This window comes from Erwinia sp. V90_4, from assembly GCF_029967685.1.
GTDB lineage: Bacteria > Pseudomonadota > Gammaproteobacteria > Enterobacterales > Enterobacteriaceae > Erwinia > Erwinia aphidicola.
Genome location: NZ_JASCAQ010000034.1, coordinates 79,935 through 105,660, shown reverse-complemented (window position 1 = coordinate 105,660; position 25,726 = coordinate 79,935). Strand labels below are relative to the sequence as shown.

General features: G+C 59.2%; 23 protein-coding genes. 11 read left to right on the top strand and 12 right to left on the bottom strand.

Features of this window, described 5'->3' with window-relative positions:
• Positions 1–2: 2 nt before the first annotated feature.
• Complete coding sequence (locus QLG07_RS04170; protein WP_282468547.1) at positions 3–1,547, bottom strand: carbohydrate porin; 1,545 nt, start codon at positions 1,545–1,547, stop codon at positions 3–5.
• Between the two features lie 130 nt (positions 1,548–1,677).
• Positions 1,678–2,613, bottom strand: coding sequence for an aminoimidazole riboside kinase (locus QLG07_RS04165; RefSeq protein ID WP_282468546.1), 936 nt, complete (start codon positions 2,611–2,613; stop codon positions 1,678–1,680).
• A 291-nt stretch (positions 2,614–2,904) separates the two neighbouring features.
• Between QLG07_RS04165 and QLG07_RS04160 the strand changes: the two genes are divergently transcribed.
• Positions 2,905–3,582 (top strand): gamma-glutamylcyclotransferase, encoded by a 678-nt coding sequence (locus QLG07_RS04160; RefSeq protein WP_048916248.1) that lies wholly within the window; start codon positions 2,905–2,907, stop codon positions 3,580–3,582.
• A gap of 171 nt (positions 3,583–3,753) precedes the next feature.
• Here the strand turns inward: QLG07_RS04160 and QLG07_RS04155 are convergent, their stop codons facing one another.
• The 10 genes from QLG07_RS04155 to QLG07_RS04110 all read right to left on the bottom strand — a co-directional run bounded on the left by QLG07_RS04155 (position 3,754) and on the right by QLG07_RS04110 (position 14,401).
• A complete protein-coding gene (locus QLG07_RS04155) occupies positions 3,754–5,178 on the bottom strand; it encodes a serine/threonine-protein kinase (protein WP_282468545.1) in 1,425 nt (474 codons plus the stop codon).
• Between the two features lie 34 nt (positions 5,179–5,212).
• Positions 5,213–6,163, bottom strand: a complete 951-nt coding sequence (locus QLG07_RS04150; RefSeq protein ID WP_282468544.1) for a hypothetical protein — start codon at positions 6,161–6,163, stop codon at positions 5,213–5,215.
• Positions 6,164–6,177: 14 nt separating this feature from the next.
• Positions 6,178–6,954: a PP2C family serine/threonine-protein phosphatase gene (locus QLG07_RS04145; RefSeq protein ID WP_062818284.1), complete on the bottom strand. Its 777-nt coding sequence runs from the start codon at positions 6,952–6,954 to the stop codon at positions 6,178–6,180.
• Positions 6,951–8,126, bottom strand: coding sequence for a type VI secretion system-associated FHA domain protein TagH (gene tagH, locus QLG07_RS04140; RefSeq protein ID WP_048916243.1), 1,176 nt, complete (start codon positions 8,124–8,126; stop codon positions 6,951–6,953). The genes QLG07_RS04145 and tagH overlap by 4 nt, the downstream gene beginning before the upstream one ends.
• Positions 8,127–8,164: 38 nt before the next feature.
• Positions 8,165–8,863, bottom strand: coding sequence for a type VI secretion system-associated protein TagF (gene tagF / locus QLG07_RS04135; protein WP_282468543.1), 699 nt, complete (start codon positions 8,861–8,863; stop codon positions 8,165–8,167).
• A 10-nt stretch (positions 8,864–8,873) separates the two neighbouring features.
• On the bottom strand, positions 8,874–11,015 hold the full coding sequence (gene tssM / locus QLG07_RS04130) for a type VI secretion system membrane subunit TssM (protein WP_282468542.1): 2,142 nt from the start codon (positions 11,013–11,015) through the stop codon (positions 8,874–8,876).
• Positions 10,984–12,207, bottom strand: coding sequence for a type IVB secretion system protein IcmH/DotU (gene icmH, locus QLG07_RS04125; protein ID WP_048916240.1), 1,224 nt, complete (start codon positions 12,205–12,207; stop codon positions 10,984–10,986). The genes tssM and icmH overlap by 32 nt, the downstream gene beginning before the upstream one ends.
• A gap of 113 nt (positions 12,208–12,320) precedes the next feature.
• Complete coding sequence (locus tag QLG07_RS04120) at positions 12,321–12,914, bottom strand: SH3 domain-containing protein (protein WP_282468541.1); 594 nt, start codon at positions 12,912–12,914, stop codon at positions 12,321–12,323.
• Positions 12,915–13,321: 407 nt separating this feature from the next.
• The gene (locus QLG07_RS04115) at positions 13,322–13,591 is read right to left on the bottom strand and encodes a hypothetical protein (RefSeq protein ID WP_282468540.1); all 270 of its coding nucleotides are present in this window, start codon (positions 13,589–13,591) and stop codon (positions 13,322–13,324) included.
• 15 nt (positions 13,592–13,606) lie between these two features.
• Positions 13,607–14,401: a DeoR/GlpR family DNA-binding transcription regulator gene (locus tag QLG07_RS04110; protein ID WP_133623467.1), complete on the bottom strand. Its 795-nt coding sequence runs from the start codon at positions 14,399–14,401 to the stop codon at positions 13,607–13,609.
• Positions 14,402–14,779: 378 nt separating this feature from the next.
• Here QLG07_RS04110 and QLG07_RS04105 point away from each other — a divergent pair, with 378 nt between their 5' ends.
• The 10 genes from QLG07_RS04105 (at position 14,780) to QLG07_RS04060 (ending at position 25,719) form a co-directional block, all read left to right on the top strand.
• Positions 14,780–15,583 (top strand): transketolase, encoded by an 804-nt coding sequence (locus tag QLG07_RS04105; protein ID WP_282468597.1) that lies wholly within the window; start codon positions 14,780–14,782, stop codon positions 15,581–15,583.
• A gap of 2 nt (positions 15,584–15,585) precedes the next feature.
• Entirely contained in the window at positions 15,586–16,503 is a 918-nt protein-coding gene (locus tag QLG07_RS04100; protein WP_133623468.1) for a transketolase C-terminal domain-containing protein, read from the top strand.
• Between the two features lie 15 nt (positions 16,504–16,518).
• Positions 16,519–17,316 (top strand): GolD/DthD family dehydrogenase, encoded by a 798-nt coding sequence (locus QLG07_RS04095; protein ID WP_133623469.1) that lies wholly within the window; start codon positions 16,519–16,521, stop codon positions 17,314–17,316.
• Positions 17,317–17,398: 82 nt separating this feature from the next.
• Positions 17,399–18,334 carry a D-ribose ABC transporter substrate-binding protein gene (locus QLG07_RS04090; protein ID WP_048918589.1) on the top strand — a complete coding sequence of 312 codons (936 nt, stop codon included), beginning with the start codon at positions 17,399–17,401 and terminating at the stop codon, positions 18,332–18,334.
• 56 nt (positions 18,335–18,390) lie between these two features.
• On the top strand, positions 18,391–19,002 hold the full coding sequence (locus QLG07_RS04085; RefSeq protein WP_048918588.1) for a DUF2291 domain-containing protein: 612 nt from the start codon (positions 18,391–18,393) through the stop codon (positions 19,000–19,002).
• Positions 19,003–19,013: 11 nt separating this feature from the next.
• Entirely contained in the window at positions 19,014–20,564 is a 1,551-nt protein-coding gene (locus tag QLG07_RS04080) for a sugar ABC transporter ATP-binding protein (RefSeq protein WP_099755210.1), read from the top strand.
• A 20-nt stretch (positions 20,565–20,584) separates the two neighbouring features.
• Positions 20,585–21,652, top strand: coding sequence for an ABC transporter permease (locus tag QLG07_RS04075; protein WP_062820952.1), 1,068 nt, complete (start codon positions 20,585–20,587; stop codon positions 21,650–21,652).
• The gene (locus tag QLG07_RS04070) at positions 21,645–23,159 is read left to right on the top strand and encodes an FGGY-family carbohydrate kinase (RefSeq protein ID WP_099754364.1); all 1,515 of its coding nucleotides are present in this window, start codon (positions 21,645–21,647) and stop codon (positions 23,157–23,159) included. Before QLG07_RS04075 ends, QLG07_RS04070 begins: the two co-directional genes overlap by 8 nt.
• 170 nt (positions 23,160–23,329) lie before the next feature.
• Complete coding sequence (locus tag QLG07_RS04065; protein ID WP_048916234.1) at positions 23,330–24,127, top strand: SDR family oxidoreductase; 798 nt, start codon at positions 23,330–23,332, stop codon at positions 24,125–24,127.
• Positions 24,128–24,279: 152 nt separating this feature from the next.
• Positions 24,280–25,719 carry a YchO/YchP family invasin gene (locus QLG07_RS04060; protein WP_282468539.1) on the top strand — a complete coding sequence of 480 codons (1,440 nt, stop codon included), beginning with the start codon at positions 24,280–24,282 and terminating at the stop codon, positions 25,717–25,719.
• Positions 25,720–25,726: the final 7 nt, after the last annotated feature.

Sequence of the window (25,726 nt, the reverse complement as noted above, 5' to 3'; positions counted from 1 at the left end):
TATCAGAACCAGGTTTCCATCTGAACGCCGAAGTTCCACTCTCCGCCCGCGCTGAAGCCACTGCTGCCGAAGGCGTCATCGCTGGCGTAGCGATCGAGCGAGCGGTTCCAGTCCATCCAGCTGGCAAAGAAGCGGATCTCCGGCCGGGTGAAGAAATCGCCGATATCCGCCACTTTAAAGGTCGGGGCGACGGTCAGCTTCCAGAAGCTGCCGGAAACGGCCTGACGATCTCTGTACCCCTGCGCATCCAGGTCCATATACTGATAACTTCCCTCATACGCCAGGGCGAAATTCTGGTTTATCGCCTGGATCAGGCGGGCATTGAGCGTCGCCCAGCGGTAGTGGTCCCCGGCGGCATAGCGGTCGCTGCTGGTTTGTGCCAGCAGTGCCGGAGCAAAGCTCCATGTTTTGTTCAGCGGGGTGACGCCATAACTGGCCAGGCGCCAGGTTTCTGCCTGCTGCGTAAGGTTGCCATCGGAGCCAATCCCTTTCACTTCCGCACCCAGCCCATGCCCATACAGCAGCGCAGTTTTGGCGCTGCCGCTGCGCAGGCCCCAGAAACTGTCATTGTGCAGAGCCAGCATCGCGTGGATGCCGCTGTCGCCTGCCCGATCGTTATCACGACTGCGGTTAACCCGCTGGTCGTTATCTTTGGCGCGCAGGCCGCTGACCATCAGCTGGAACGGACCGGCAAAATGGTTGCTGGTGACAATGTAGTTTTGGATAGTGTTATCAATGGTTTCAATATCACCAAAGTTACGCCCGTAGAGTGAAAAGTTACTTTTTAGCCCCTCGTTCCACTGCACGTCATAGATCCCGCCGCCGGTCCCCGCGAGGAACACCACGTCAGAATCGAGCCAGTGGATATCAAAGTTGTCGCGGTCAAAGCGTTTTCCCGCCCACAGGGTACTGTTATCAAACACCCCGCTGAAGGTCGGGAGGTTGCCCAGCTCAACAAATGCCTGGCGGATGTTCAGTTCACTGGTGCTGCCGGTCCAGTCGTTGTAATCCCGCTGCCCGTCGGCCAGCATCGCTTTGAATCGCGTGGTAGCGCCGTTGGCCAACTGTTGCTTGTGCTCAAGATTCAGTTCGACGTAGGTGTTGTTTTCGTTGCCGAGACGGCCGACCGCGCCGCCCGTCTCCCCGGCGGGCGTCAGGTAAGGGCCGCTCTGCGTACCCGCAGCTGAGTCATTCATGATCAGGCCGGAGCGGGCGTAGCCATGAAACTCAAAACCTTCACTGAGCGCGGCGGCGCTGGCAGCCACGTTCGTTGCGGGTTGTTCAGCTGGGGTGGGCGCTGCGGCGCTGTCCGTCTGTCGGGCAGTGGAGAGCGGTGCCTGAGTACGGGCTTGCAGATGTGCAACCTGCTGTTCGGCAGCGGTGGCGCGTGTTTCAGCATCGGCGGCGCGGCTTTCAGCCTGCTGCAGGCGCTGCTCCATGGCCACCAGACGTGCTTCAAGGCTGTCGAGGGTCGGTGCGGCGTAGCCCAGTGTTGGAGTGGAAAGGGCGATGCCAATAGCCATCGCCAGAGTGCCAGGTTTAATCATGAATAAGATATCCCAGAGTGATTATTTTGTATTTTGCTAAACCGGTTCGATGCGAAGCGTAAGCGAAATGAATCAGGCTGTTCAATCAGATTTGCTAACCCGGTTTAGGAAGTGTGACCGGGTTGGCAATTTAACCTGCTAAGGAGGTGAAACGGAGAAGTTCGTCTGCGTAAGGCAGGGCGGTCATGGCACCTTTAGCCGTGGTGGCGGCGGCACCGCTATGCTGGGCCTGCTGAATGGCCTTCTCCAGCTGCTGGGGGGCCAGCGGATTGGCTTCACGCGCAAGCGCAGCCAGCAGTCCGGCGACAAAGGCATCGCCTGCGCCGGTGGTATCGACCACCCTGACGTGCGGCGCGGGATAGTGCTGCTGGCGCTGCGATTGCCAGACTGTGACTCCCTCGCTACCGCGCGTTACCAGCAGCAGCGCGGGCTGGTAATCGGCAGTAAACTGCTTAATGCCAGGCTCAACCTCGCGGCAGCCGGTCAGCGTAAATAACTCATCCTCGGACAGCTTGATGATATCCGCGAGAGCAAATGCCTGAGCCAGAAGGGCGTTCATCTCATCGGCGTCTGTCCAGAGATCGCTGCGCAGGTTAGGGTCAAAACTGACCCAGCCTCCGGCCTGTTTCACCGCCTGCATCGCCTGCAAAGCGGCACTGCGCGACGGTTCGGCGCTCAGCGCAATGGAGCACAGGTGAAGACCTTGATGCGCCTGAAAGACGGGAAGCCGGTCGGGGGTCAGGAACAGATCGGCAGCGGGGCGCACCATAAAGGTGAAGTGGCGCTCACCCTCTGCATCCAGTGAAACCAGTACCGTTGATGTGCGCTGCCCGGCGGCGGGGTACATATATTGCGCATCCACCCCCTCCGCGCGCAGCGTCTGCTGCAGGAACGTGCCGAATGGGTCGTCTCCCACGCAGCCAATAAATGCGCTGTTGCCACCCAGACGGGCGATACCGACGGCAACATTCGCCGGTGCGCCGCCGGGGCACTGCAGCAGCCGTCCTTCCTCTTCCGGCAGCAGGTCAATGACCGCATCACCCAGAACCCAGACTCTTTTTTGCATGTTGATTATCCTTAAATGGTTTCGACTGAAAGCTAAACTGGTTTAGCAAAAAAATCAAAAGTTCTTTTTACTTCCCGTGCCGCTTTTTTTCCGCTCACCATAAAGATTTCCGGCCTGCTGCCGATCGCTTAAGTGAAACTTTTTTTCTTTTGTGATTAGGTTCAAACTTGATTGCAGTCGCATAAATGCATAAGGTCGTTAAAAGCGTTCAGTTTTTTGCTGAAAACGCGCATTTTCCAGGGATAGCAGTGATAACAGCGCGGATTCAGGGCAGTGGCGTGGGAGGTGGCAATGTTAACAAGAGATTTCTTATTAAAAGCAGACTGTAAAACCGCCTTTGGTGATATTGAGGAGTCGCTGCTGTGGACCAGTGAGCAGCGTGCCGCGTCCCTTGCGGCAACGCTGGCCTGTCGTCCCGATCACAGCCCGGTGTGGATTTTTGGCTACGGCTCGCTAATGTGGAACCCGGTATTTGAAGCGGATGAAGTAGCAGCGGGCACGCTGCAGGGCTGGCACCGGGCGTTCTGCCTGCGCCTGACCGCCGGACGCGGGACAGCGGTCCAGCCGGGACGCATGCTGGCGCTGAAAGAGGGCGGCGAGACCACCGGGCTGGCTTTCTGCCTGCCCGAAGCCAAACTGCACGAGGAACTCGAGCTGCTGTGGAAGCGCGAGATGGTCACCGGCTGCTATCTGCCCACCTGGTGTGACCTGGCGCTGGACGATGGCCGCACCGTGACGGCGCTGGTGTTTGTTATGGATCCGCGCCACGCCCTGTACGAAGCCGACTCCTGCCCGAAAACTATCGCGCCGCTGATCGCGCAGGCCAAAGGACCGCTCGGCACCAATGCCCAGTATCTGTTCTCGCTTGAGCAGGAGCTGAAACGGCGCGGGATGTATGACGATTGTCTGACCGACCTGGTGCAGCGCGTACGCGAGCTGCAGCAGTGCCATAACGGGATGGTGGGATAAATAGCGCATGACGGGTCGACCAGAAAAGCGGTCGACCCCGACAAAGGCTTGAGTGTTGCTGGAATTCGGGTCGATCCAGATAACGGCCGGAGTGGTCGCGTAGGGGCGGACCCTCTTTTTCGGTCCGCCCGGCAAATGACATTACTGGTTCGGTCCGCCCGGCAAACGACATTACTGGCCGGGATTGATCAGCCAGGTTCCCGCGCGGTCAATCTTCAGCCGCTGGCTGTGCACGCTGCTGTCGCTGCGCACTTCCAGATGATAATCCCCGGCGGCGAGGTTGAGCGAGGCATAGCCGCTGTTATTCGGCTTCACTTCCATCACATTACCATTCAGCAGTAGCGACTCCCCGGCGTTGAGCTTGAGATACACCGTCGCCATCGCCGGTGCGCTGGCCGCTGCGTTGTTGGCTGGCGTGCTGACGGGCGGCTGGCTGCTGCTGGCTGCCGCAGCCGGCTGCTTCTGCGGGGTGCTATCGTTAGCGTTGAGGCCCCAGACCAGCGCCGCCACGGCCACCACGGCCAGTAAACTCAGCAGCATCAGCGGGCGCGACAGCCGCTTTGCCACGCGTGGCGTCATCACCGGCACCGCCGCTCCGGCAGTGGGGTTCACCGCCAGCACCACCGGTTCAGGCTCCGGCAGCGGTTCCTGCTCTTCCAGCGGCTGGGCGACGTTGTTGACCAGCTCCGCCACTTCACTCACCGGCAGGTCGATCAGCGCAGCGAGTTCATCAATCGACTGCGGGCGCTGCCGTGGATCCATCGCCAGCGCACGGTCAATGGCATGCAGCAGCGGCAGTGAAAAACCTTCCGGTAACAGCGTGCTCAGCGGCTGGTAATGATCTTCAATACAGCGCACCACGCTCACCGGCGGCGGGCTGCCGGTCACCAGCGTATGCAGTACCGCGCCCAGCGCGTAGATATCCGTCCACGGCCCCTGGTCGCTGTCGCCCTCTTCGCTGTACTGCTCAATCGGCGCATAGCCGGGTTTAAGCATAATTTCGGTTTCATCGGAAAGATTACCAATCTCTTTACGCGCCGACCCGAAGTCCAGCAGCACCGGCAGCTGATTCTCCTGGATCTGGATATTATCCAGTGAGATATCGCGGTGCAGGTAGCCAGCGCGATGAATGGTGTTGATTGCGCCAAACAGCGGCGGTAACAGCTGGCGGATCCACGCTTCGTTAACCGTCTGCGGGCTGGTCTGCTGCCACTCCTTCAGCGTCATGCCGCTGTAGAACAGCGTCCCCATATAGGCCGTCCCGTTCTCCTCCCAGAAGCGCAGCACGTGCAGCAGCCCAGGGTGGTTAAAGCGGGCCAGCAGTCGAGCTTCCTGAATAAAGCTGTTAAGCCCGGCGCTGAACAGCTTCTGGTAGCGTTCACCGCGCAGGGTAATGGCCAGCTGATCGCTGCGGCTGGCCAGTGAGATCGGCATATACTCTTTGATGGCAATGGTGCGCTCCAGCAGGTGATCCCAGGCGCGATAGACAATGCCAAAACCCCCACCGCCAATCACTTCCTTAATTTCAAACTCGTTAAACCGGTAGCCAGCCGGAAGGGCATTGGGCACGTTTTTTTGCTGTTCGTTTGCCGACATCGTCGAGCTCTCCTGGCGCATATTGGGCTGAGGGTTAATTAACGGTACGCCAGGCGCCAATCGCCGGGTCGGCCAGGTCGGCGTGCAGGTCATCCACCAACAGCACATTGACTTTTACCCCGGTGTCGATCACGTCGGACCAGGTTTTACGCACGGCATCCACCCGTGCTTTCAGCGCGGCGCTGTCACCGGCCTGCGCTCTGTCCATTTTCACCAGCAGCGCACCGTCAAACGACCAGGCGTGCAGGGGGTTATTGAAAGGCAGCACCAGCCAGCTATCGGCGGCATCGGCACGGGTCACCACCAGGCGCTGGTTATTGACCGCCACGACATCTAAAGCGTCCGGTTTTGGGTGCAGATGCAGCAGCGGGTATCCCTGGTAGAAATTAACCTGCAGCGCCTCACTCTTACCGTCGCGTGCCAGCGTCAGGGTGCTGTGGCCCTCCAGCCAGCCTTCGGTGGAGCAGGTCATATTTTTCTCATCCGGGATAAACAGCGACTGGCCGTTATCATCCCACCAGGTGCGAAAATGGCAGCCGCCGGGCAGATCAAAATGCTGCAACGGCTCGCCATTTGCCGGCTGTGACAGGTCGAGCGGTGCGGCATTGCTGGCGGTGGCGGTGGCGGTCGAGTCGGCGGTGACAATCGGGCGCCAGCCCTGTTCCTTGGCTGCGGTGCCGGCGGCCAGCACCGTACCGTCGTTATTGGTCATCTGCCACGGCAGCTCCAGCAGCTTGCCGCACTGGTTCTGCAGCAGGTTGCCCACGCGGGGCAGGAAGCTGGTCAGCACGCCGGATTCGGTGCTCTTGCCTGAGACGATACGCAGGTTGAGCGTCTCCTGACACCAGGCCGCAGGCGTGTTGCTGGCAACATTATCGATAAAGACCTCCAGCGCGAGGCTGGGGGAGTAGACCACCCGATAATCTGCCGCCTGGACATTGGCGGCTAACAACAGTGTCACAGCAGCTGGCAACCAAAATTTCATAGCATTCCTTGGTATTAATCGCGTGGCGGGAGAAAACGAGCCGAATCCGCCATCGAAAAGAGTAATGTGGTTTCCTGCGGCGAGCCAACCCAGACGGCTACGGCGCTCAGGTTATCGGTTTTTGCGCTGCGATCGATGGCTTTCTGCATCAGCGCCAGCCACTCCTGCGGTGAATTCACCATGCGCAGCGCCTGCTCCATTTCACCCGGCGTGAGGTTGCTCCAGAAACCGTCGGTGCAGACCAAAAATGCATCCCCATCTTCCAGCGGCAGCACTTCGCTGTAGCCGTGGGGATGGGAGACATCTGCGCCGAGCGCATTATAAAGTAAATTACTGTTAATTCCGGTATTTTCATAGCCAGCATCCTGCAGCTGCTGGGCCAGACTATGGTCACGAGTCACCGCATGGATCAGACCCCGGCGGAAGTGATAAACCCGGCTGTCACCGGCGTGTACCCACCAGGCCTGCAGCGCATCGCGGTCGATAAACAGCGCCGCCAGCGTGGTGCTCATCTGGCTGTAATTCAGATTATTCCGCTGCGCCGCACGTATCGCCAGCTCGGTATTTTCGACCAGGGTGGCGGTATTTTGAGGTTGAAACGGCCTGTCGCCGTCCAGCTGAGCCAGCAGCGTGTCGCGCGCGATGCGGGCCGCCAGCTCGCCGCCCGCGTTGCCCGCCACGCCATCACAGACCATAAAACAGGCATGGTGGTCGCCTAACAGGGCTCCCGTAGTGTCCTGATTGCTCACGCGCGCGCCGATCTGCGAGGTGCTGGAAAAATTGATATTCATACGTCTTCCGGTCGGGTTTGTGAGTCTTTGTATTGATTCACTTCCATGTCGTAGGCCTGCAGGAACGCTTCTCCAAACAGGGTGTGGAAATCATCCTCAATTTCGCCCGAGGTGTTTTGATAGTGGCGCATGAAGTAGTCCCACAGCTGGGCCTTCTTTGCGCTGCTGAGGGCGAAACGCGGCATCACGCCATCGCGCCTGGCGTGCTCCTCCAGCCGCTGCGGATTAAACGACTGCAGCATGGCGGCGATGATGGCGCGGATCCCGGCAATCATCCCCAGCTGGTGGGCCTGCAGATCGACAAGCGCATCGCGCACCGCCTGCTCCGGCTGCATAAAGCCGGGCATCTGGCTCTGGTAAATCTGCATCAGCACGGTTTTTCCGGACGGCAGGATCTTAAACGGGTTATTGGCCTCGTTGAGGATCATGGTCATCTCCGCCTTCACCCCGCGTTTGAGGATCGAGCGGGAGGAGAGCAGCGCCACCGTACCCTGGGAAAACAGGCTCAGCATCCGTCCGGTGGTGCGCATCTGATCTTCCGTCAGCGGGGTTTTATCCAGCGTGGTATCCAGCCCCATCCCCTCCAGCAGCGCGGCCATCAGGCGCTGCTCACGGTTGCCCTGCGCAGCTGCGCCTGGCTCCACCGGCGGAGCGTCGTGTGCGACCGGGTCAATGCCGAGGCGACCCACGGCCTGACGCTGCGCGCGCAGCTCCTGCTCTTCGGCACTCAGTCCGTCCTGCACCGGCAGCGGGCTGCTGGCCAGCGGCTGCATCGCCAGCAGTTGGTCATTGCCCGCGCCATCATCCTCAAACAGCGACAGCGGGTCATCAAACGCCGGCGTAGCGTCCGGCTGAGCGGCGCGCAGCGGGTCGCTGACGCCAATCTGGTATGAGCCAATCGACAGCGTATCACCGTGATCGAGCATCACCTGGCTGCCGCGCGTCAGTTCGTTGCCGTTGTGGATCACGGCGATGACGCTGCCCTGATTGGTCAGGCGACAGTCGCCGTTAGCGGCAACGTGTACCAGCGCCTGCAGGCGGGAAATCGCCCGATCGGGATCGGGCAACACCAGGTCATTATCGACGCTGCGGCCAATGGTGCCGCCAGGCGGCACAAAATCACAGGTGGCTACCGGAGCCTCGGCCTGGTTCTGCAAAATGGTCAATCGCATGCGCGTTTCCTGCACTGAGGCCCCAGGGCCAAATGACTCTAATCAAACATCGGTGGATAGAGCCCATGACGGCCCGGCTGCGCTGCAGCAGCCGGATGAAAGAGTTGTGAAAAGAGCTGTGCGGTCAGGTTGCCGCTGTGTTTATGGCTGGCCAGCGGGTAGCCGTCGCTCTGATTGGTCCACCAGTAGCTGGTGTACTGTAATGGGTCAAAACGCGTTGCGACTTCGCGCCAGTCGAGCGTGCAGGGCAGATCCTGGTAACCAATCACGTCCATAATATCGGAGCGCCCGGTGTCAGGCAGCGACAGCGGAGCAATGCCGCACAGCGCCTGCTCTAGCCACTCTGCAGTATGCCGCTGCTGCACCGCCTGAACCATGGTGGAGCCCACTTCCTGAAACCAGTCACCGGAGATCGCCAGCTGTGCCGGGTGCCAGTATTTCATCGGCACGCTTTGCAGCACCAGCAGCGGCCAGGCGCGCCCGACGCGGTCGCGTGACGGCATCAGGCAGCCCAGCTGCACCCGCTGCACCCCAAGGGTGGCGGGCAGGGCAAAATTCCACACCGGCGCCTGGCTGAACAGATCGCTGGCGCCATCGTGATGGTGATGCCAGTGGATCAGCCCGAGCTGGAACCAGTTGGACCAGCTGTTAATCAGTGCTTCCGGCATCCGGTGCTGCAAAAAATCGCCCGCTGTCGGCAATTTGCCATACCATCCCAGGTCATTATTGGCTGCCATAGTGATGACCTTATTTATGCAATGCGGCAGTTTGTCCGCTAACGGGCTTTAACACCGCCAGCGGCTCGTCAGGGTCAGCCTGATGCCCGGCATTCTCCAGATTAAGCGACAGCTTCTTCATCATCAGCGCATTATCACGCAGATAAGGTGAACTGAGGATCTGGCGGTCAAGCAGCTGGCTGAGGTGCCAGTCCAGCTGCTGCAGCTGGCGCGTGGTCACGCTAGCCGGCAGGCTGCGCTGCAAGTTCTGCATCACCCAGCCGCGTAAAAACTCACCGTCATAGCTGCGCGGCTGGTAGAGCATTTGATAAGCGCGCAGCGCATTACGGCTGAACTCGGCATCTTCGCCGTTGTCTCGGCGCAGCGTCTGGGTAATCGTCTGGGCGACACGCGGCAACAGCAGCGACTTCAGCGCGCCCTGATACAGTCCCCAGGCGGCCTCGCTAATCTGGTCGCCGCGATACAGGCCACCGCGCAGGGTGAGCGGCGGCTTATCCAGCGCGAATGCCTGACTCTGCGGCAGGGAAACCAGGCTGTTTAAGAAGGGTAGCAGATCCACAATATCCCCGTGATTATCCTGCGTCAGCCGCGTGGCCGCTTGGTTGACGGCAGGCAGGCGGGTAGCGACTTCCTGCAAATAATGGTGGTTCTTATAGTAGCTGGTCAGCCAGAGTGCCGAAGCAGCCAGCAGGGCAACCGCCAGCGTGCTGTAGCCGGTCCAGTGCAGCAGGCGGTTGCGGTGCTCCCAGCGGCGGTCGCTGCCGGCCAGGCGGCTCTCTTTAAATACCACATCGCTGAGTAGCCCGCGAATAAAGAAGCTCTGGCCTTTGTTGGCCGGGATCGGCGCGCTGCGGTTGACGCTGTCCCAGCTGGCAATCGACTGGCCCTGAGCCTGCGGCAGCTGCAGCTTACGCGACAGTTCGCCCATCACGCGGTCAAACGGCAACCCTTCCTGCGTTCCGCTGGTAAAGAACAGGCCGCGCGCCGACCAGGGAACGTCGTCATTGTCCGGGGTAAAGACGATATCGAGATATTCAGCCAGCAGCGGGCGCAGAGCGCGAAACTCCTGCGGGAACTGGAAGCACTCGGCGCGCAGCGTCAGGTCACCTTCCTGCGCCATTTTACCGCTCAGATCGCTCATCAGCCGCGCATTGAGCAGGCTGAACTGCTGTTCAAACAGCGCATTAAGGCGGTGCTCGCTCTGGCGGCTGGCCTCCCACGGGAAGGTAAAGCCCCAGATCCGATCGCGCTGGCTCTTATCCAGCCGCGCAAAGTAGCTCATAAAGCCTTTCAGCAGGTCTGTTTTGGTCACCATGATATACACCGGGAAGTGGATCCCGGTTTGCTGATGCAGCTCCGCCATACGCTTGCGCAGGGCGCTGGCCTGGGCGTGACGCACTTCTGCGGAGTCGCTTAACAGGTCAGCGACGCTGATGGTCATGATCACGCCATTGATCGGCTGGCGCGGTCGGTAGCGCTTCAGCAGCGTGATAAAGGTCTGCCACTCGCTGGCATCGCGCACGCGCTGGCTCTCCTGCAGGGTGTAGCGCCCGGCGGTGTCCAGCAGCACGGCCCGGTCGGTGAACCACCAGTCGCAGTGACGCGTGCCGCCCACGCCGCGCAGTGCGGTTTTACCCAGCGCGTCGCTAAGGGGAAACTCCAGCCCGGAGTTGATCAGCGCGGTGGTCTTACCGGCACCGGGTGCGCCAACAATCAAATACCACGGCAGCTGATAAAGGTACTGGGCGCTGAAGCGCTGGAACCCTTTATCGCGCTTGCCGAACTGGGTTTTCTTCAGCAGCAGCGCCGCTTCGCTAAAGCGGTTATCAAGCATTTCGCCAGTGGCCTGCAGCTCCGCATGGTCGCTGTTGCTGAGCTGCAGGCGGGTCAGCAGCTTGCTGTTGAACCAGGCGCGGTAGAGCTGAGGGATCAGCTGGAACAGCACCCAAAGGAAATAGCACAGGCCAATCAGCAGCTGGCGGTTCAGCGGGCTTTCCAGCGCCTGGAAGCGGGTAAAGGTCAGCAGCGGGCCAACCATCCAGATCAGGGCGGAAAGCGAGGTGATCCCCAGCAGGCCCCACAGCAGGCGGCTGGAAAGCCATGAGAAAAAGGTTTTCAACTTATTTTTTCCCCGTAGTTGGGCTGCTGTCATCGCTATCCGGAGCTGCAAACAGGGTGATTTCGACACGGCGGTTCTGCGCCCGATTTTCCGGGCTATCGTTAGGCAGCAGCGCACCGCTGTCCCCACGCCCCTGAGCACGTATGCTGATCCCCTGCTGGGCGATCATCTGCGCCATCATGGTGCTGATGGCCCGAGCCTGAGCGGTAGAGTATTCGTAGTTTGAGGGGAAGCGGCTGGAGCGAATATGCCGATCGTCGGTAAACACGCTGACGACAATCGTGCCTTTACCTGACTCCATCGCCGTTGCAACGCGCGCCACCAGCGCCCGGCCTTCGGGCGACAGGACGGTAGCAGGCGAGCTAAACAGGCGATCGGCGGCGATAATCACTTTACTGCCGTTGGCGCTGTCGGTGACGTCGAGCTGGCGAGCGGCAATCAGATCGCTCAGGCGCTGGCGCAGGTCTATCAGCGCCTGCGGAGCGGCACCGCGCTGACCGGCCACCACTTTCGGCAGCGGTACCTGCCAGATAGCGCGCAGCAGCGGCTCGGCGGCGTTACCCAGCCGCCAGTTAAGACCGGAGAAGATAAGGCAGGCGATAAACGCCGCCATGGTGGTGCAGGCCCAGAGCGGCACCGGCGGGCGCCACAGCGCATTGTGCTGCGCGCCCTCAGCCACCTGCAGCGGTGGCAGCGGGGCGGTGCCGCGCACGTCGGCGATCAACTGCGCCAGCCGGTTGCGTACGGCATCACGCTGCAGACGACCATTATCCATGCCGCGATAGCGCCCCTCGTATCCCAGCAGTAAGCAGTAGTGGATCAATTCCAGCAGCCAGAGATGCTGCGCCGGGTTTTGCGAAATGCGCGCCAGCAGCTGAAAAACTTTCTCGCCGCCCCAGCTCTCGTTATGGAAAGTGACCAGCAGGCCGCTGCCGGACCAGACGCCACGGCTGCCCCATGGCGTTTGCGCCGCGGCTTCGTCCAGTACCGCACACAGGCAGTAGCGGGCGCCGATGATCATCTCGAACGGCATGGCTGCCTGCTTGCAGCGGCTCTCGAACTGGCGCATTTCGTCGATCAGCTGATGGCGCAGCCCGGCGGGATCGTCATGCGTGGCCGCCAGGCGGATTTGCACGATGGCATTCAGCAGCGGTGACGCTGCTGTAATCAGGGGATTGTCTGTGCTGACCGGAGTGGCTGGGTCAGCGGGAAGTTCCAACGTCATCAGGATTTGTTAGTCTCGGCTGTGTGCCAGCTGGCAAAAAAAGGGGCTTCACCAGAGGGTGGATGGGGACTGTTGCTGCCCTCCCTGGCAGCAGGCTGTAGCGCGCCAGGCAACTATTCCAGGATCCAGGTCGCCGTATCATTATTGCGACAGGCTTTACTCTGTCCGCCCACGTCGACGCAGACTTTTTTATTATTTTTGTTGCGTGGACGCGGACGATCGCTGCGCAGAGTGGCGTCATAAAGCTCACTCTTTACCCCGGCTTTCAGCGGCACGTAGCCAATCAGCTGCGGCAGTTTTTCTTCAGCTGCAGCGGCTTCGGCAGGAGCTTTGGCATCGGGCACTGCATCAGGTTTCGCTTCGGCCTCAGCTTCCGCCTTTGCTTCGGCTTTCTCTGGCACGTCGGCAATCGCCAGCCAGCGGTTTTCAACCTCGCCGAGTACGATAAATGGCTTACCGTTTTCCAGATAACGCACGACTTTCCCGCTGTAGTCCGGGCTGGTCATTACGGAAGCATTATAGAGCGCGCGATACTCAGCGTTCACCGGGGTAAATGATTTTGGCGGCAGCACCGCATGACGGTGGCTGAGCTTCACGCCGTCAACTTCACTGGTGACAATCGTATCATCGCCAACAGGCGGCGGAGGTGTTTTGCATCCCGCTAAGGTGAGCACGGCTAACAGGGTAAACGCGATGCTAATTTTCACATTGGTCCTCGTGAATATCATCAAAAAATCTGGTTCTTTTCAGGCGCAAAGCTGCGGCGCTGAGCCACCCTAATCGCGTGCGACGGGCTAAAAAAGTCCGGTCAGCGTCAGGTAAAAAATTGCTCGGGTTTACATAAAGATAAATCTGCAATCAGTCTACCTGACGCTTTTGGGAATGGAAACCATTGCGGGGGCGCGGCGAACATGTTACTGCGAACTTTAGGCGTGACAGAGTTTGCCTGAAAGGTGACAAAACGGCAATTTGATTAATGGCTATAACGGATTTTTATACTACTAAAAGTGCAGGTGCGGGTATCTCAAGCGCATTGCTAAACGCTTCAGCTTCAAAGGGTTAAAAGCGCTAATTATTTGCCAGCGCAATCAACTGGCACGCTGGCTGAAAATTTTCAGCAAAATGCCAGAAAGATCTGCTGCCGTAGATAACAGGCTGCACAAAAAACGTGCACTTGTGCCTCAGTGAGGGGCAAAAAGGGCAGGATCGCCCCGGCTTTAAACTGTTTAGTGGCTGAAAAGCGCCAGAAAAGTATCTTGTCGGGGAACTGGCACAGCAGTTGCAACGTCAGAAGTGGGAAGTGGTAAACCCTTACGCATTTGTTTCGCGCAACGTGAAGCGAGTGCTTTGGATTAAGGCGTCCGGCCAGCAGCTGACTCAGCATGGCGGACGCCTTTTTTTATGCTGTTGCCACCAGCACCTTGACGCCCAGCGCTTCGAAAGCCTGCACCGCCTCCGGAGTAATGCCGCTGTCGGTGATCAGGTAGTGGATCTTGCTCCACTCACACGGCAGGGCAAACATCGACACCTTGTCGATTTTACTCGAGTCGGCAACCACATAGATGGTACTGGCACAGTTGATCATCGCCGTTTTCACCTTGATATCGGTCTCGCTGGGGAAGCTTAAACCGAGGCGCGGTGAAATACAGGCAGTGGCAAGAAACAGCTTCTCGGCCAGCACGTTCTCAAAAAAGCTGGCGGCTTTATCGCCAGAGGTGGAGAGCGTGGGGAATTTAAACGTGCCGCCGGTCAGCAGGATATTGATGCCCGGCTCGCCGCCCAGCTTCAGCGCAATATTCACCGCCGTGGTCACCACCGACAGCCGCCGAATATGGTTCATATGATTGGCAATGGCGGTGGTGGTGGTGCCGGAATCGAAAATCACCGTATCGCCGTTTTCGATATGCTGCGCCGCCAGGCGGCCAATGGCATCTTTGGCATCCAGATGCGTCTGGCGCTCCAGCAGCAGCGCGCCGGTATTCTGCTTACCGGTCATCAGCGTGGCACCGCCGTGATAACGCTGCACATATCCCTCTTTCTGCAACATGCGCAGGTCTGTGCGGATGGTCGCTTCGGTCAAGCCGAAGGTCTCCGTCAGCATTTTCACCGTGACCGTACCGTCCTCACGGATCATTTCGAGGATTTTCTCTCGTCGTTGCTGCATATCAGCCAATTGTTCATTTTTGCTTTTCAAGTGAAACACTCCATTTGCCTGATTACTGGCCTTTTATGCGTGCCAGCCCGACTCTGCGTCAAATAGTAACCCCCGGATGCGCCAATTGCGAGCAGAGCGAAAACCACTATCGATTTTCGAATGAAAGCCAAATCAAGGTCATGCAATTGATTTACTTCACTTTTTATCCATATTGTTTAGCAGTAACACCCATATCAGCAATCTAACCATAATAAATACAACGGGTTAATAATTTGTGCGGCTTTTGTTTGAATTATGATCTACCCCACAATATGATTACAAACGATAGCGTATATTTTTATTCGAAAACGAGTTTGCCGCAGTTGACTGTCGTATCAGCATGCTATTCAGCGCGGCGCCATTGATGAAGAGGTAATGATGGACTTTCAGGCAATCAAACAGACTGCGCGTCAGGCCCGGCGCTATGTACTGCAAATGAATCATCGGGCAGGTAAAGGTCACACCGGTGCCGATCTCTCTGAGGTGGACATCATCTGTACGCTGTTTATGGCGGTGATGGACCGTAGCAGCGCCCGTCCAGATCAGGATCGCTTCATCCTCTCCAAGGGACACGGTGCGGGCGGCTTGTACTGCAGCGCTGCGGCGATGGGCCTGCTGGACCCGGCGATCCTCGACCAGTTTATGGGCGACGACACGCTGCTGGCCGGCCACCCGATTCACCAGAAGCTGCCTGAACTGGTGGAAATTAACTCCGGCGGCCTGGGCCACGGCCTGTCTATTGGCGTAGGCCTGGCGCTGGGTAACAAACTTTCTGGCCGTGCGCATCGCCGCGCTTTCGTGCTGCTGGGCGATGGCGAACTGGCGGAAGGATCAAACTGGGAAGCGGCAATGTCAGCCAGCAAGTTCAAGCTGGAAAACCTGATCGCTATCGTTGACCGCAACCGCCTGCAGCTGGCGGGCAAGACCGAAGAGATCATGCCGCTGGAGCCGCTGGCGGACAAATGGCAGGCGTTTGGCTTTGAAGTGCTGGAGTGCGATGGCCACGATCCCCAGGCGATTGCCGCCGCGGTCAATCAGCCGGGCATCGGCAAACCGCGCGTTATTTTGGCCAACACCGAGAAAGGGCACGGCATCTCCTTTATGGCCAACGTCCCCGCCTGGCATCACGCCGTCCCGAACGATGAGCAGCTGGCCCTTGGGTTAGCCGAGCTGGAGGAGTAATCATGCAAGACTTACGCGATGCAGTTATTAATACGCTGGTGGAAGAGCAGAACCGCGGCGCCGATCTCAGCGTGATGGTGGCTGACTCCACCTCAACGTCCAAAATCGCCCCGTTCGAAAAAGCGTTTCCGGACCGGGTGATCAACGTCGGCATTGCCGAGCAGAACATGGTCGGCATGGCCGCCGGTGTGGCGCTGAGTGGCCGCACGGTATTTACCGCCAACGCGGCACCTTTCCTGTTTGCCCGCTCTAACGAGCAGCTGAAAAATGACGTTTGCTACTCCGAAACCAACGTCAAAATGCTCGGCCTGAATGCCGGCTTCGCCTATGGCCCGCTGGGCGCGACGCACCACTGTACTAACGATATCGCCATCGCCCGCTCGATGGGTAATCTGCAAATTTTTGCCCCGGCGGATGCGATTCAGGCCAGCGCGATTGCGCGCCATGCCATCAGCCATAAGGGCCCGGTTTATATCCGCATGGACAGCGACAAAGTGCCGCTGCTGCACGATGAAAGTTACCAGTTTGTTCCCGGTAAGCCGGAAGTGCTCCAGCAGGGCAAAGAGACCGTGGTGTTCTGCATGGGCACGCTGGCACATGAAGCGCTGGCGGCAAAAGATGACAGCATCACCATCGTTTCCCTGCCGTCACTGTGGCCACTGGATACGCATGCCGTGGTCAAGCTGATTGCTGCGCATTCGCAGGTGATCACTATGGAAGAGCACGTGCTGAGCGGCGGCCTGAGCAGCATTATCGGCGAACTGCTGCACCAACACGGCCTGCGTCAGCGCTTTATCCCGCTGGGTATTCCGCCGTATGAATTTACCCACAGCAGCAGCCGCGCTGCGCTGCGCCGCCAGTTCCGCATTGATGCCGACGGGCTGCGCGCCACCTTAGAACAACTTGTCGCCGCCGCATAAGGGAGAAGCAGGAAAATGAGCAACGAATATGACGTAAACCTGCGCTACGGCGTGGACACCAAAGGCGATCTGACCGGTAAAGTGGCGGTGGTGACCGGCGGTCTGGGCGGCATCGCGATGGCCAGTAATCAGATGCTACTGGAGAAGGGCGCCAGCCTGGCGCTGCTTTATCCGGCCTTTGAGCAGAGTAAAGTCGCCGATATCGCCGGGCAGTTCGCATCGGACCGCGTGCAGTTTGTGCAGTGCGACGTCACCGACCCGCATTCGGTAGAACAGGCGATTGCACAAGTGGAAGCCCACTACGGCAAGATCGATATTCTGGTGAACTGCGCAGGTTACGTGATGCTGCAACCGGTGCTGGAAACGGACTTCGACGAGTGGCAGAAGCAGGTGGCGGTTAACCTGACCGGGCCGTTCCTCTGCTCGCAGGCGGTGGCAAAACGCATGGTTAAGGCCGGTAACGGCGGCAAGATTATCAATATTGCTTCACAGGCGGCGTCGATCGCTATCGATAACCATGTGGCCTACACCTCGGCAAAAGCCGGTCTGCTCGGCATGACTAAAGTGATGGCGAAAGAGTTCGCGCCACACAAAATCAACGTGAATACCCTGTCGCCAACCGTGGTGCTGACGCCGATGGGCGAAAAAGCCTGGCGCGGCGAAAAAGGGGAAGCGATGAAGAAACTGATTCCAATGGGACGCTTTGCCTACACGGATGAAATCGCCGCTGCCGTGCTGTTCTTTGCCAGCAACGGTAGCGACATGATCACCGGCGCCGATCTGATGATCGATGGCGGTTTTACAATTTGGTAACACTTAGTCAGTGCTTCGCCCAGACCAGAGAACGTGAGTAAAGATGCTGTACCTACACATAACATTATAAGAGAACATCAATATGAAAATGCGTTTAACTCTGCTTGCCCTTGCAACTGCCTGCGCCTTCTCCCACGCGGCTTCTGCCGCTGAGAAAGGCACTATCATGATCCTCGTTAACTCACTGGATAACCCGTATTACGCCTCGGAAGCCAAGGGTGCCAACCTGAAAGCTCAGGAGCTGGGGTACAAAACCTCGGTGCTGTCGCACGGTGAAGATGTGAAGAAGCAAAGCGAGCTGATTGATGCCGCTATCGGTAAAAAAGTGCAGGGCATTATCCTCGACAACGCCGACTCGACGGCCAGCGTAGCCGCTATCCAGAAAGCCAAGGACGCCGGTATTCCGGTGGTGCTGATTAACCGTGAAATCCCGGTCGACAACGTGGCGCTGGAGCAGATCACCCACAACAACTTCCAGGCGGGTTCTGACGTTGCCAACGTGTTCGTGGAGAAAATGGGAGAGAAGGGCAAATATGCCGAGCTGACCTGTAACCTCGCCGACAACAACTGCGTGACCCGTTCCAAATCATTCCATGAAGTGCTGGATCAGTACCCTGATCTGAAGAGCGTGGCGAAACAGGATGCCAAAGGCACCCTGATCGACGGCAAGCGCATCATGGACAGTATTCTGCAGGCGCACCCGGATGTGAAAGGGGTGATTTGCGGTAACGGTCCGGTGGCGCTGGGGGCGATTGCCGCGCTGAAAGCCGCTGGCCGTAGCGACGTAATTGTTGTCGGCATCGACGGCAGCAACGACGAACGCGAAGCCGTCAAAGCCGGTACGCTGCAGGCCACCGTGATGCTGCAGGCGCAGGCCATTGCGGCCCAGGGCGTGACCGACATCGATAATTTCCTGCAGAAAGGCACCAAACCCGAGAAACAGCGCGTGATGTTCCGCGGCATCCTGATCAACAAGGACAACGCGGACAAAGTGCAGGACTTTAATTTCAAATCCTGAGTTAACGTTTTCATCGAAGTTGCTGCGCCCCTGCGGGGGCGCAAAGGAGAAGAGTTATGTCCAGGCGAGTCTGGCTGGCAATGGCCGCTTTAGCCCTCGGGGGCTGTCGTATTGTGTCGCAGCAGGAGTTGGCCGATTTAAAAAATCCGCCCAACCCGGCAATGGCCAACGTCACCGCGACTTATCAGCAAAAAATTGTGCCGCAGGTACTGAGTGAAGCGAAACCGCTGGGTGAGCTGATGAGCTCGCTGGCGGCGGCGAAAGATTTTGACACGGCGTGTAAAACCCTGGGTTACCGCAGCCAGGATGAGAACCCGTGCATCTTTACGGTAAAAGTGCAGGGCACCGTCAGTAAAGTGAATACCACCTCGCGCAGCGGAAAAATGACGGTGAAAGACCTGAGCGGTCAGGATGTGGTGGTGCAGATTGGCCCGATTATTCGCGGCACCGCACTGCGCGATGTCTATAAAGGCTCCAGCTATCAGGACTTCAACGATCAGGTGCTGTTTGGCGATTACGGTCGCGCCATCAATAACCTCGCCTCTGAAGAGGTGAAAAAACTGCAGCCGAAAGTGGGCGATAAGGTGGAAGTGGACGGCGTCTTCAGCAGCTGGGATGTGCCACAGACCCCACCGGACGTGACACCGGCCCGCGTGGTTCGTCAGTAGAGGAGGTCATGATGGCTGAACATCAGATTGACGTGCTGCCGCACGCGGAACAGCAGTCAGAAGTGATTATTGAAACGCGCAACGTCTCGCGCATTTATCCCGGCGTTACCGCGCTGGACCAGGTCAACTATCGCGTCTATCGCAACAAGGTCAACGTGCTGATCGGCGAGAACGGCGCGGGCAAGTCAACGATGATGAAAATGCTTGCCGGGGTGGAAGTACCCTCCTCCGGCCAGATTTTCCTCGACGGTGAAGCCGTCTCGCTGCACTCGACGCAGCAGGCCGAAAAGCACGGTATCAGCATTATTTTTCAGGAACTGAATCTGTTCCCGAATATGAACGTGATGGACAACATCTTTATCGGTAATGAATTTTTCCAGCGTGGCCGGATTAACGAAAAATATCAGTACCAGCTGGCGAAAGCCCTGCTGGAACGGCTGGAGCTGGATGTCGATCCTTACGCGCCGCTCGGGGAACTGGGCATCGGCCACCAGCAGCTGGTGGAGATTGCGCGTGCGCTGTCGAAAGACACCCGGGTACTGATTATGGACGAGCCGACCTCGGCGCTCAGCCAGTCGGAAGTGAAAGTGCTGTTCAACGTGATTGCCGCTCTCAAGCGGCGCGGCGTCACCATTATCTACATCTCTCACCGCCTGGAAGAGCTGATGGAGATTGGCGATCACATCACTATTTTTCGCGACGGCCGCTTTATAAGCGAGCGTGAAGTGCGCGACGCCAGCGTGCCGTGGATTATCGCCCAGATGGTCGGCGATAAGAAAAAACAGTTTGATTACTCGGCGGCGCAGCAGGGTGAGGTGGTACTGGAGGTGGACGGGCTGACCGCGCTGCGCCAGGACGGCGGCTACAAGCTGAACGAAGTCTCCTTCAATTTGCGCAAGGGTGAAGTGGTGGGCATATACGGCCTGCTGGGCGCCGGGCGCACCGAGCTGTTTAAAGGGCTGATTGGCCTGATGGGCTGCGAGCACGGCAGCATCAACCTCAACGGCGAGTGCCTCGACAAGCGCGACTTCCAGTACCGCCTGAAAAAAGGCATTGCGCTGGTGCCGGAGGATCGCAAAGGCGAGGGGATGATCGGCATGATGTCGATCAAAACCAATATGACGCTGAGCGACCTCAGCCTGCGCGGTTTTCGCCGGGCGTTGGGCCTGCTGCGCCCGCAGCAGGAGAGCGAAAAAGTGGACGATATGGTGCAGCGCCTGGCGATCAAAGTCAGCGATACCGAGCTGCCGATCACCTCGCTGAGCGGTGGCAACCAGCAGAAAGTGGTGCTGGGTAAGGCGCTGATGACCGGCCCGCAGGTGGTGCTGCTGGATGAGCCAACGCGCGGTATCGATGTCGGCGCCAAAACTGACGTCTATCAACTGATTGGCAAAATGGCGCATCAAGGCCTGGCGGTGATGTTCTCCTCGTCCGAACTGGATGAAGTGATGGCGCTGGCCGACCGCATTCTGGTGATGGCCGATGGCCGTATCGCTGCCGACCTGCTGCGTGCTGACGCTACGCGCGAAGGGTTAATTACTGCGTCGACACCGCACGAATAAGCTGGCTTGAGGAAGACAAAATGAATCAGAAATATTTGCTCTATATGTACCTGCTGAAGGCCAGAACCTTTATTGCGTTGCTGATTGTCGTCGGCTTTTTCAGCGTGATGGTGCCGAACTTTCTCACTACGTCTAACCTGCTGATCATGACCCAGCACGTGGCGATCACCGGGCTGCTGGCGATTGGCATGACGCTGGTGATCCTCACTGGCGGGATTGACCTGTCGGTCGGCGCGGTGGCGGGGATCTGCGGCATGGTGGCCGGTGCGCTGCTGACCAACGGCGTGCCGATCTGGGGCGGGCAGGTGCTGTTCCTCAACGTGCCGGAAGTGATCCTTGCGGTGGCCATTTTTGGCATCCTGCTGGGCTTTATTAACGGCGCGGTGATCACCCGTCTCGGCGTGGCGCCGTTTATCTGTACCCTCGGCATGATGTATGTGGCGCGCGGTGCAGCCCTGCTGTTCAACGACGGCAGCACCTACGCGAACCTGGTCGGCGTGCCGCAGCTCGGCAACACCGGCTTCTCGCTGCTCGGGTCCGGCAGCTTTCTTGGGGTCTACTTCCCGATCTGGCTGATGGTCGGTTTCCTGCTGCTCGGTCTGTATATCACGCGTAAAACCCCGCTCGGCCGCTACATCTATGCGGCCGGTGGTAACGAATCGGCGGCGCGCCTGGCGGGTGTGCCGATCGTGAAAGTCAAAGTGTTTGTCTATGCCTTCTCCGGGCTGTGCGCCGCGCTGGTCGGGCTGGTGGTGGCGTCGCAGCTGCAAACCGCGCACCCGATGACCGGCAATATGTTTGAGATGGATGCTATCGGTGCCACGGTGCTGGGTGGAACGGCGCTGGCGGGCGGGCGCGGGCGGGTTTCCGGTTCAATCATCGGCGCGTTCGTTATCGTCTTCCTCGCCGATGGCATGGTGATGATGGGCGTGAGCGACTTCTGGCAGATGGTGATTAAAGGGCTGGTTATCGTGACCGCCGTGGTCATCGACCAGTTCCAGCAGAAACTGCAAAGCAAAGTGGTGCTGATGCGTCGCCATGAAAAAAAGCAGGCGGCCGCGCCGCTCTCTGAGGTTAGCCATGGCTAGAGCGTTGATTATTGCGCTGGATGAAGGCACCAGCAATGTCAAAGCGGTGGCGATTGATGCCCGCGGTCAGGTGGTGGCGAAAGCCTCGCGCCCGCTGACGGTGGCGACGCCGCAGCCGGGCTGGGTGGAGCAGGACGGCCTCACGCTGCTTAATGCCTCGCTGACGGTGCTGCGCGAAGTGCTGAGTACGGTAGGCCAGGAGAACGTGGCGGCGCTGGCGATCAGCAACCAGCGCGAAACCGCCATCGGCTGGGAGCGCCACAGCGGTAAACCGATTGGCCCGGCGCTGACCTGGCAGTGCTCGCGTTCGGCGGCATTTTGCGAACAGCTGCGTCACGATCGCCAGGAAGCGCTGATCCGCTCCGTCACCGGGCTGCCGGTGGCGCCGCTGTTCTCCGCCTCAAAGATGCGCTGGCTGCTGGATAACGTCAGCGATGGCCATGCCCGTGCGGCAAATGGCGAGCTGTGCCTCGGCACTATTGATGCCTGGCTGCTGTGGAACCTCAGCGGCGGCCGGCAGTTCCGCTGTGATACCTCCAATGCGGCGCGCACCCAGCTGCTGAATCTGCACAGCGGCCAGTGGGACGGGGCGATGCTGGCCCTGTTTGGCATTCCGGCGGCGGCGCTGCCGGAGATCTGCCCGTCCGGCAGCCTGTTTGGCGTCACGCACGGGCTGGAAGGGATTGCCGATGGCCTGCCGATTATGGCGATGGTGGGCGATTCTCATGCTGCGCTTTACGGTCACGGCCTGGGCGACCCGGGCGGGGTAAAAGCCACCTACGGCACCGGATCCTCGGTGATGGCGCCGCTTAACACCCCGGACACCAGCATCACCAGCCTGGCGACCACGGTGGCGTGGCACGACGGCGAGCGCCTGGTTTACGGCCTTGAGGGCAATATTCCGCATACCGGCGACGGCGTGGCGTGGATGGCGCAGGCCACCGGCTTGACCGATGGTAAGGGGCAGGTGCTGGCGCGGGCGCTGCACGAACTGCCGGCCAGCATCGATTCCACGCTGGGCGTCTATTTCGTCCCGGCGCTGACCGGTACCGGCGCGCCGTGGTGGGATGACCAGGCGCGCGGCATGATCTGCGGTTTAAGCCGTGGCGTGACGCCAGCACACCTGATCCGCGCCGCGCTGGAGGCGATCGCCTATCAGATTGCCGATGTGATTGCGGCGATGCGTCAGCACCCGGGTTTTCGCCTGGAGCGACTGATGGTTGACGGCGGGCCGACGCAAAACCCGTGGCTGATGCAGTTTCAGGCCGACCTGCTGGGCTGCCCGGTGGCGCGCAGCAGCACGCCCGAGCTGTCGGCGCTGGGTGCCGGGCTGCTGGCACGGCGCACGCTCGGTCAGCTCAACGACAGTCAGCTGCGCGAAATGATGCCGCAGCATGACCTGTGGCAACCCGACGCCGAACGGCATCAGCGCTGCCAGCAGAGCTGGCTGGGCTGGCAGGATGCGGTGAAACGCACGCTGTGGCAGCCGGGCAATAACCCGAATTAATTGCCAATACCCGTCGGGGTCGGGCATGCCCGACCCGCCTGACCGCGACGAATACTACCGGGCGAGGCATGCCTCGCCCCTACGAAAATACAAGCACATTGCCAATTCCCGTAGGGGTCGGGCATGCCCGACCCGCCGGTCAACGACGAATATTGCAACAGGAGCAGCAGATGAAGCGAGATTTTAGTGGGAAAACCGTGGTGATTACCGGGGCCTGTCGTGGTATCGGTGCCGGCATTGCGGAACGTTTTGCCCGTGATGGCGCGAACCTGGTGATGGTATCTAACGCCGAACGCGTATTTGCCACCGCCGAAAAATTGAAAGCGGCTCACGGCAGCGAGATTCTGGCACTGCAGGTCGATGTGACCGACGAAGAGCAGGTGCAGGGGCTTTACCGCCAGGCCAACGAACGTTTTGGCAGCATCGACGTCTCGATTCAAAATGCCGGGGTGATTACTATCGACACCTTCGACAAAATGCCGAAAAGTGACTTCGATAAAATTCTGGCGGTTAACACCACCGGCGTCTGGCTGTGCTGCCGTGAAGCGGCAAAATACATGGTTAAACAGCAGTCGGGCAGCCTGATCAACACCTCCTCAGGACAGGGCCGCCAGGGTTTTATCTATACGCCGCACTACGCCGCCAGCAAAATGGGAGTGATCGGTATCACCCAGAGCCTCTCGCAGGAGCTGGCACGTTACAACGTCACGGTTAATGCCTTCTGTCCGGGAATTATTGAGAGTGAAATGTGGGACTACAACGATCGCGTGTGGGGTGAGATCCTCAGCAGCGACAGTAAAAAATACGGCAAGGGTGAGCTGATGGCTGAATGGGTGGAAGGCATTCCGCTGAAGCGCGCCGGGCAGCCACAGGACGTCGCGGGGCTGGTGGCATTCCTCGCTTCTGACGATGCGCGTTACATTACCGGGCAGACCATTAACGTTGACGGTGGCCTGATTATGTCCTGAGGTGGACCCTTGACGTTTTTTACCGCGGGCGCGACGGTTTAAGCTCCGGGCGTGCCCGATAATCCGACCTTCCCGCGAATATGTGTTAAGGTTAGTTTTATTGATTTGTGAATCAGATCTCACTTTTTATAAAACTACACTGCTTCGAGGTTATGACCAGATTTAAACACCCATTCCCCCTTTCAACGCTGTTCATCACCATTGCCGTTAGCGGTTTGCCGCTGTGCCCGGCATATGCCTTTGACGCTTCTGACCGCGTTGCCGATGCCCCGTTTGACGATCCCGCTCGCTTTAGCCAGCTCCAGCAGCAATTGCCTGAGTTGGGCAGTACCGACAGCAGTGGCGAGCTGGCGAAAAAAATCGCCACGGCAGCGAAAACGATTGGCGAAGCCAGTATGAACAGCGACAGCGATAAGTCGCTGCGCGAACAGGCGGGGATTTGGGCGTTCAACCGCTTCCGCGATGCGGCCAGCGAGCGCGTCGCCAGCGAGGGCGAACAGCTGTTGTCCCCCTACGGGCGCGCCACGGTATCGCTAAACGTTGATGCGGAAGGGAGCTTTAACGGCACCTCGGCGCAGCTGCTGACGCCGTGGCAGGATAACTACCAGTATCTCACCTTTAGCCAGCTGGGCGTTGAGCAGACGGAATATGGCACGGTGGGCAATGCCGGTCTCGGTCAGCGCTGGATCGCCGGCAGCTGGCGGCTTGGTTATAACGCCTTTGTCGACGATCTTATCGACTCCAGCCAGCAGCGCGGTTCGCTGGGGGCCGAGGCCTGGGGCGAGTATTTACGCTTCTCTGCCAACTACTACCAGCCGCTCTCCGGCTGGCGCAATCGCAGCAGTACCAGCCAGATGCGTATGGCGCGCGGCTACGATATTACCACCCGCGGCTACCTGCCTTTTTACCGCCAGCTTGGCGTCTCGCTCAGCTATGAGCAGTACCTTGGCCAGAACGTTGACCTGTTTAACAGCGGCACCCAGATGACCAACCCTGCGGCGGTCTCGTTCGGCGTCAATTACACCCCGGTACCGCTGTTCACCCTCAGCGCGCTGCATAAAGAGGGCGACGGCGGCGAGTCGCAGGATCAGTTCGCCCTGAAGATGAACTACCGCATCGGCGTGGCGCTGAGTAAACAGCTGTCGGCAGATAACGTCGCGGCGGCGCAGTCGCTGAGCGGCAGCCGCTATGACAGCGTGGATCGCAACAACTCCCCGGTGATGGCCTTCCGCCAGCGTAAAACCCTGTCGGTGTTCCTTGCCACGCCGCCGTGGCAGGTGCAGCCGGGCGAAACCCTGCCGCTCAAGCTGCAGGTGCGCAACAGCAATGCGATTAAAGCGGTCAGCTGGCAGGGGGATACCCAGGCCCTGAGCCTGACGCCACCGGCCAGCAATGCCAGCACCCAGGGCTGGAGCATCATTATTCCCGCGTGGGATAGCAGCGAAGGGGCCAGCAATGAATATCATCTGTCGGTGACGCTGGAGGATAGCAGGCAACAGCGCGTTACCTCGAACTGGATCACCCTCAAGCTGGCACCTCCCGTGACGCTACAGGCTCCGGATAACGGCGATTTCAACCTGATGGCACCCTGAAAACAGG

Excerpts from the sequence above, each read along its gene's own strand:
- QLG07_RS04100 (WP_133623468.1), top strand. The coding sequence starts at position 15,586 with ATGCAAGACTTACGCGATGCAGTTATTAATACGCTGGTGGAAGAGCAG.
- QLG07_RS04085 (WP_048918588.1), top strand. The coding sequence starts at position 18,391 with ATGTCCAGGCGAGTCTGGCTGGCAATGGCCGCTTTAGCCCTCGGGGGC.
- QLG07_RS04095 (WP_133623469.1), top strand. The coding sequence starts at position 16,519 with ATGAGCAACGAATATGACGTAAACCTGCGCTACGGCGTGGACACCAAA.
- QLG07_RS04075 (WP_062820952.1), top strand. The coding sequence starts at position 20,585 with ATGAATCAGAAATATTTGCTCTATATGTACCTGCTGAAGGCCAGAACC.
- QLG07_RS04165 (WP_282468546.1), bottom strand. The coding sequence starts at position 2,613 with ATGCAAAAAAGAGTCTGGGTTCTGGGTGATGCGGTCATTGACCTGCTG.
- tssM (WP_282468542.1), bottom strand. The coding sequence starts at position 11,015 with ATGACAGCAGCCCAACTACGGGGAAAAAATAAGTTGAAAACCTTTTTC.
- QLG07_RS04080 (WP_099755210.1), top strand. The coding sequence starts at position 19,014 with ATGGCTGAACATCAGATTGACGTGCTGCCGCACGCGGAACAGCAGTCA.
- QLG07_RS04160 (WP_048916248.1), top strand. The coding sequence starts at position 2,905 with ATGTTAACAAGAGATTTCTTATTAAAAGCAGACTGTAAAACCGCCTTT.
- tagF (WP_282468543.1), bottom strand. The coding sequence starts at position 8,863 with ATGGCAGCCAATAATGACCTGGGATGGTATGGCAAATTGCCGACAGCG.
- QLG07_RS04090 (WP_048918589.1), top strand. The coding sequence starts at position 17,399 with ATGAAAATGCGTTTAACTCTGCTTGCCCTTGCAACTGCCTGCGCCTTC.
- QLG07_RS04115 (WP_282468540.1), bottom strand. The coding sequence starts at position 13,591 with ATGCTGAGTCAGCTGCTGGCCGGACGCCTTAATCCAAAGCACTCGCTT.
- QLG07_RS04070 (WP_099754364.1), top strand. The coding sequence starts at position 21,645 with ATGGCTAGAGCGTTGATTATTGCGCTGGATGAAGGCACCAGCAATGTC.
- QLG07_RS04145 (WP_062818284.1), bottom strand. The coding sequence starts at position 6,954 with ATGAATATCAATTTTTCCAGCACCTCGCAGATCGGCGCGCGCGTGAGC.
- QLG07_RS04150 (WP_282468544.1), bottom strand. The coding sequence starts at position 6,163 with ATGAAATTTTGGTTGCCAGCTGCTGTGACACTGTTGTTAGCCGCCAAT.
- QLG07_RS04065 (WP_048916234.1), top strand. The coding sequence starts at position 23,330 with ATGAAGCGAGATTTTAGTGGGAAAACCGTGGTGATTACCGGGGCCTGT.
- tagH (WP_048916243.1), bottom strand. The coding sequence starts at position 8,126 with ATGCGATTGACCATTTTGCAGAACCAGGCCGAGGCTCCGGTAGCCACC.
- QLG07_RS04155 (WP_282468545.1), bottom strand. The coding sequence starts at position 5,178 with ATGTCGGCAAACGAACAGCAAAAAAACGTGCCCAATGCCCTTCCGGCT.
- QLG07_RS04060 (WP_282468539.1), top strand. The coding sequence starts at position 24,280 with ATGACCAGATTTAAACACCCATTCCCCCTTTCAACGCTGTTCATCACC.
- QLG07_RS04170 (WP_282468547.1), bottom strand. The coding sequence starts at position 1,547 with ATGATTAAACCTGGCACTCTGGCGATGGCTATTGGCATCGCCCTTTCC.
- icmH (WP_048916240.1), bottom strand. The coding sequence starts at position 12,207 with ATGACGTTGGAACTTCCCGCTGACCCAGCCACTCCGGTCAGCACAGAC.
- QLG07_RS04105 (WP_282468597.1), top strand. The coding sequence starts at position 14,780 with ATGGACTTTCAGGCAATCAAACAGACTGCGCGTCAGGCCCGGCGCTAT.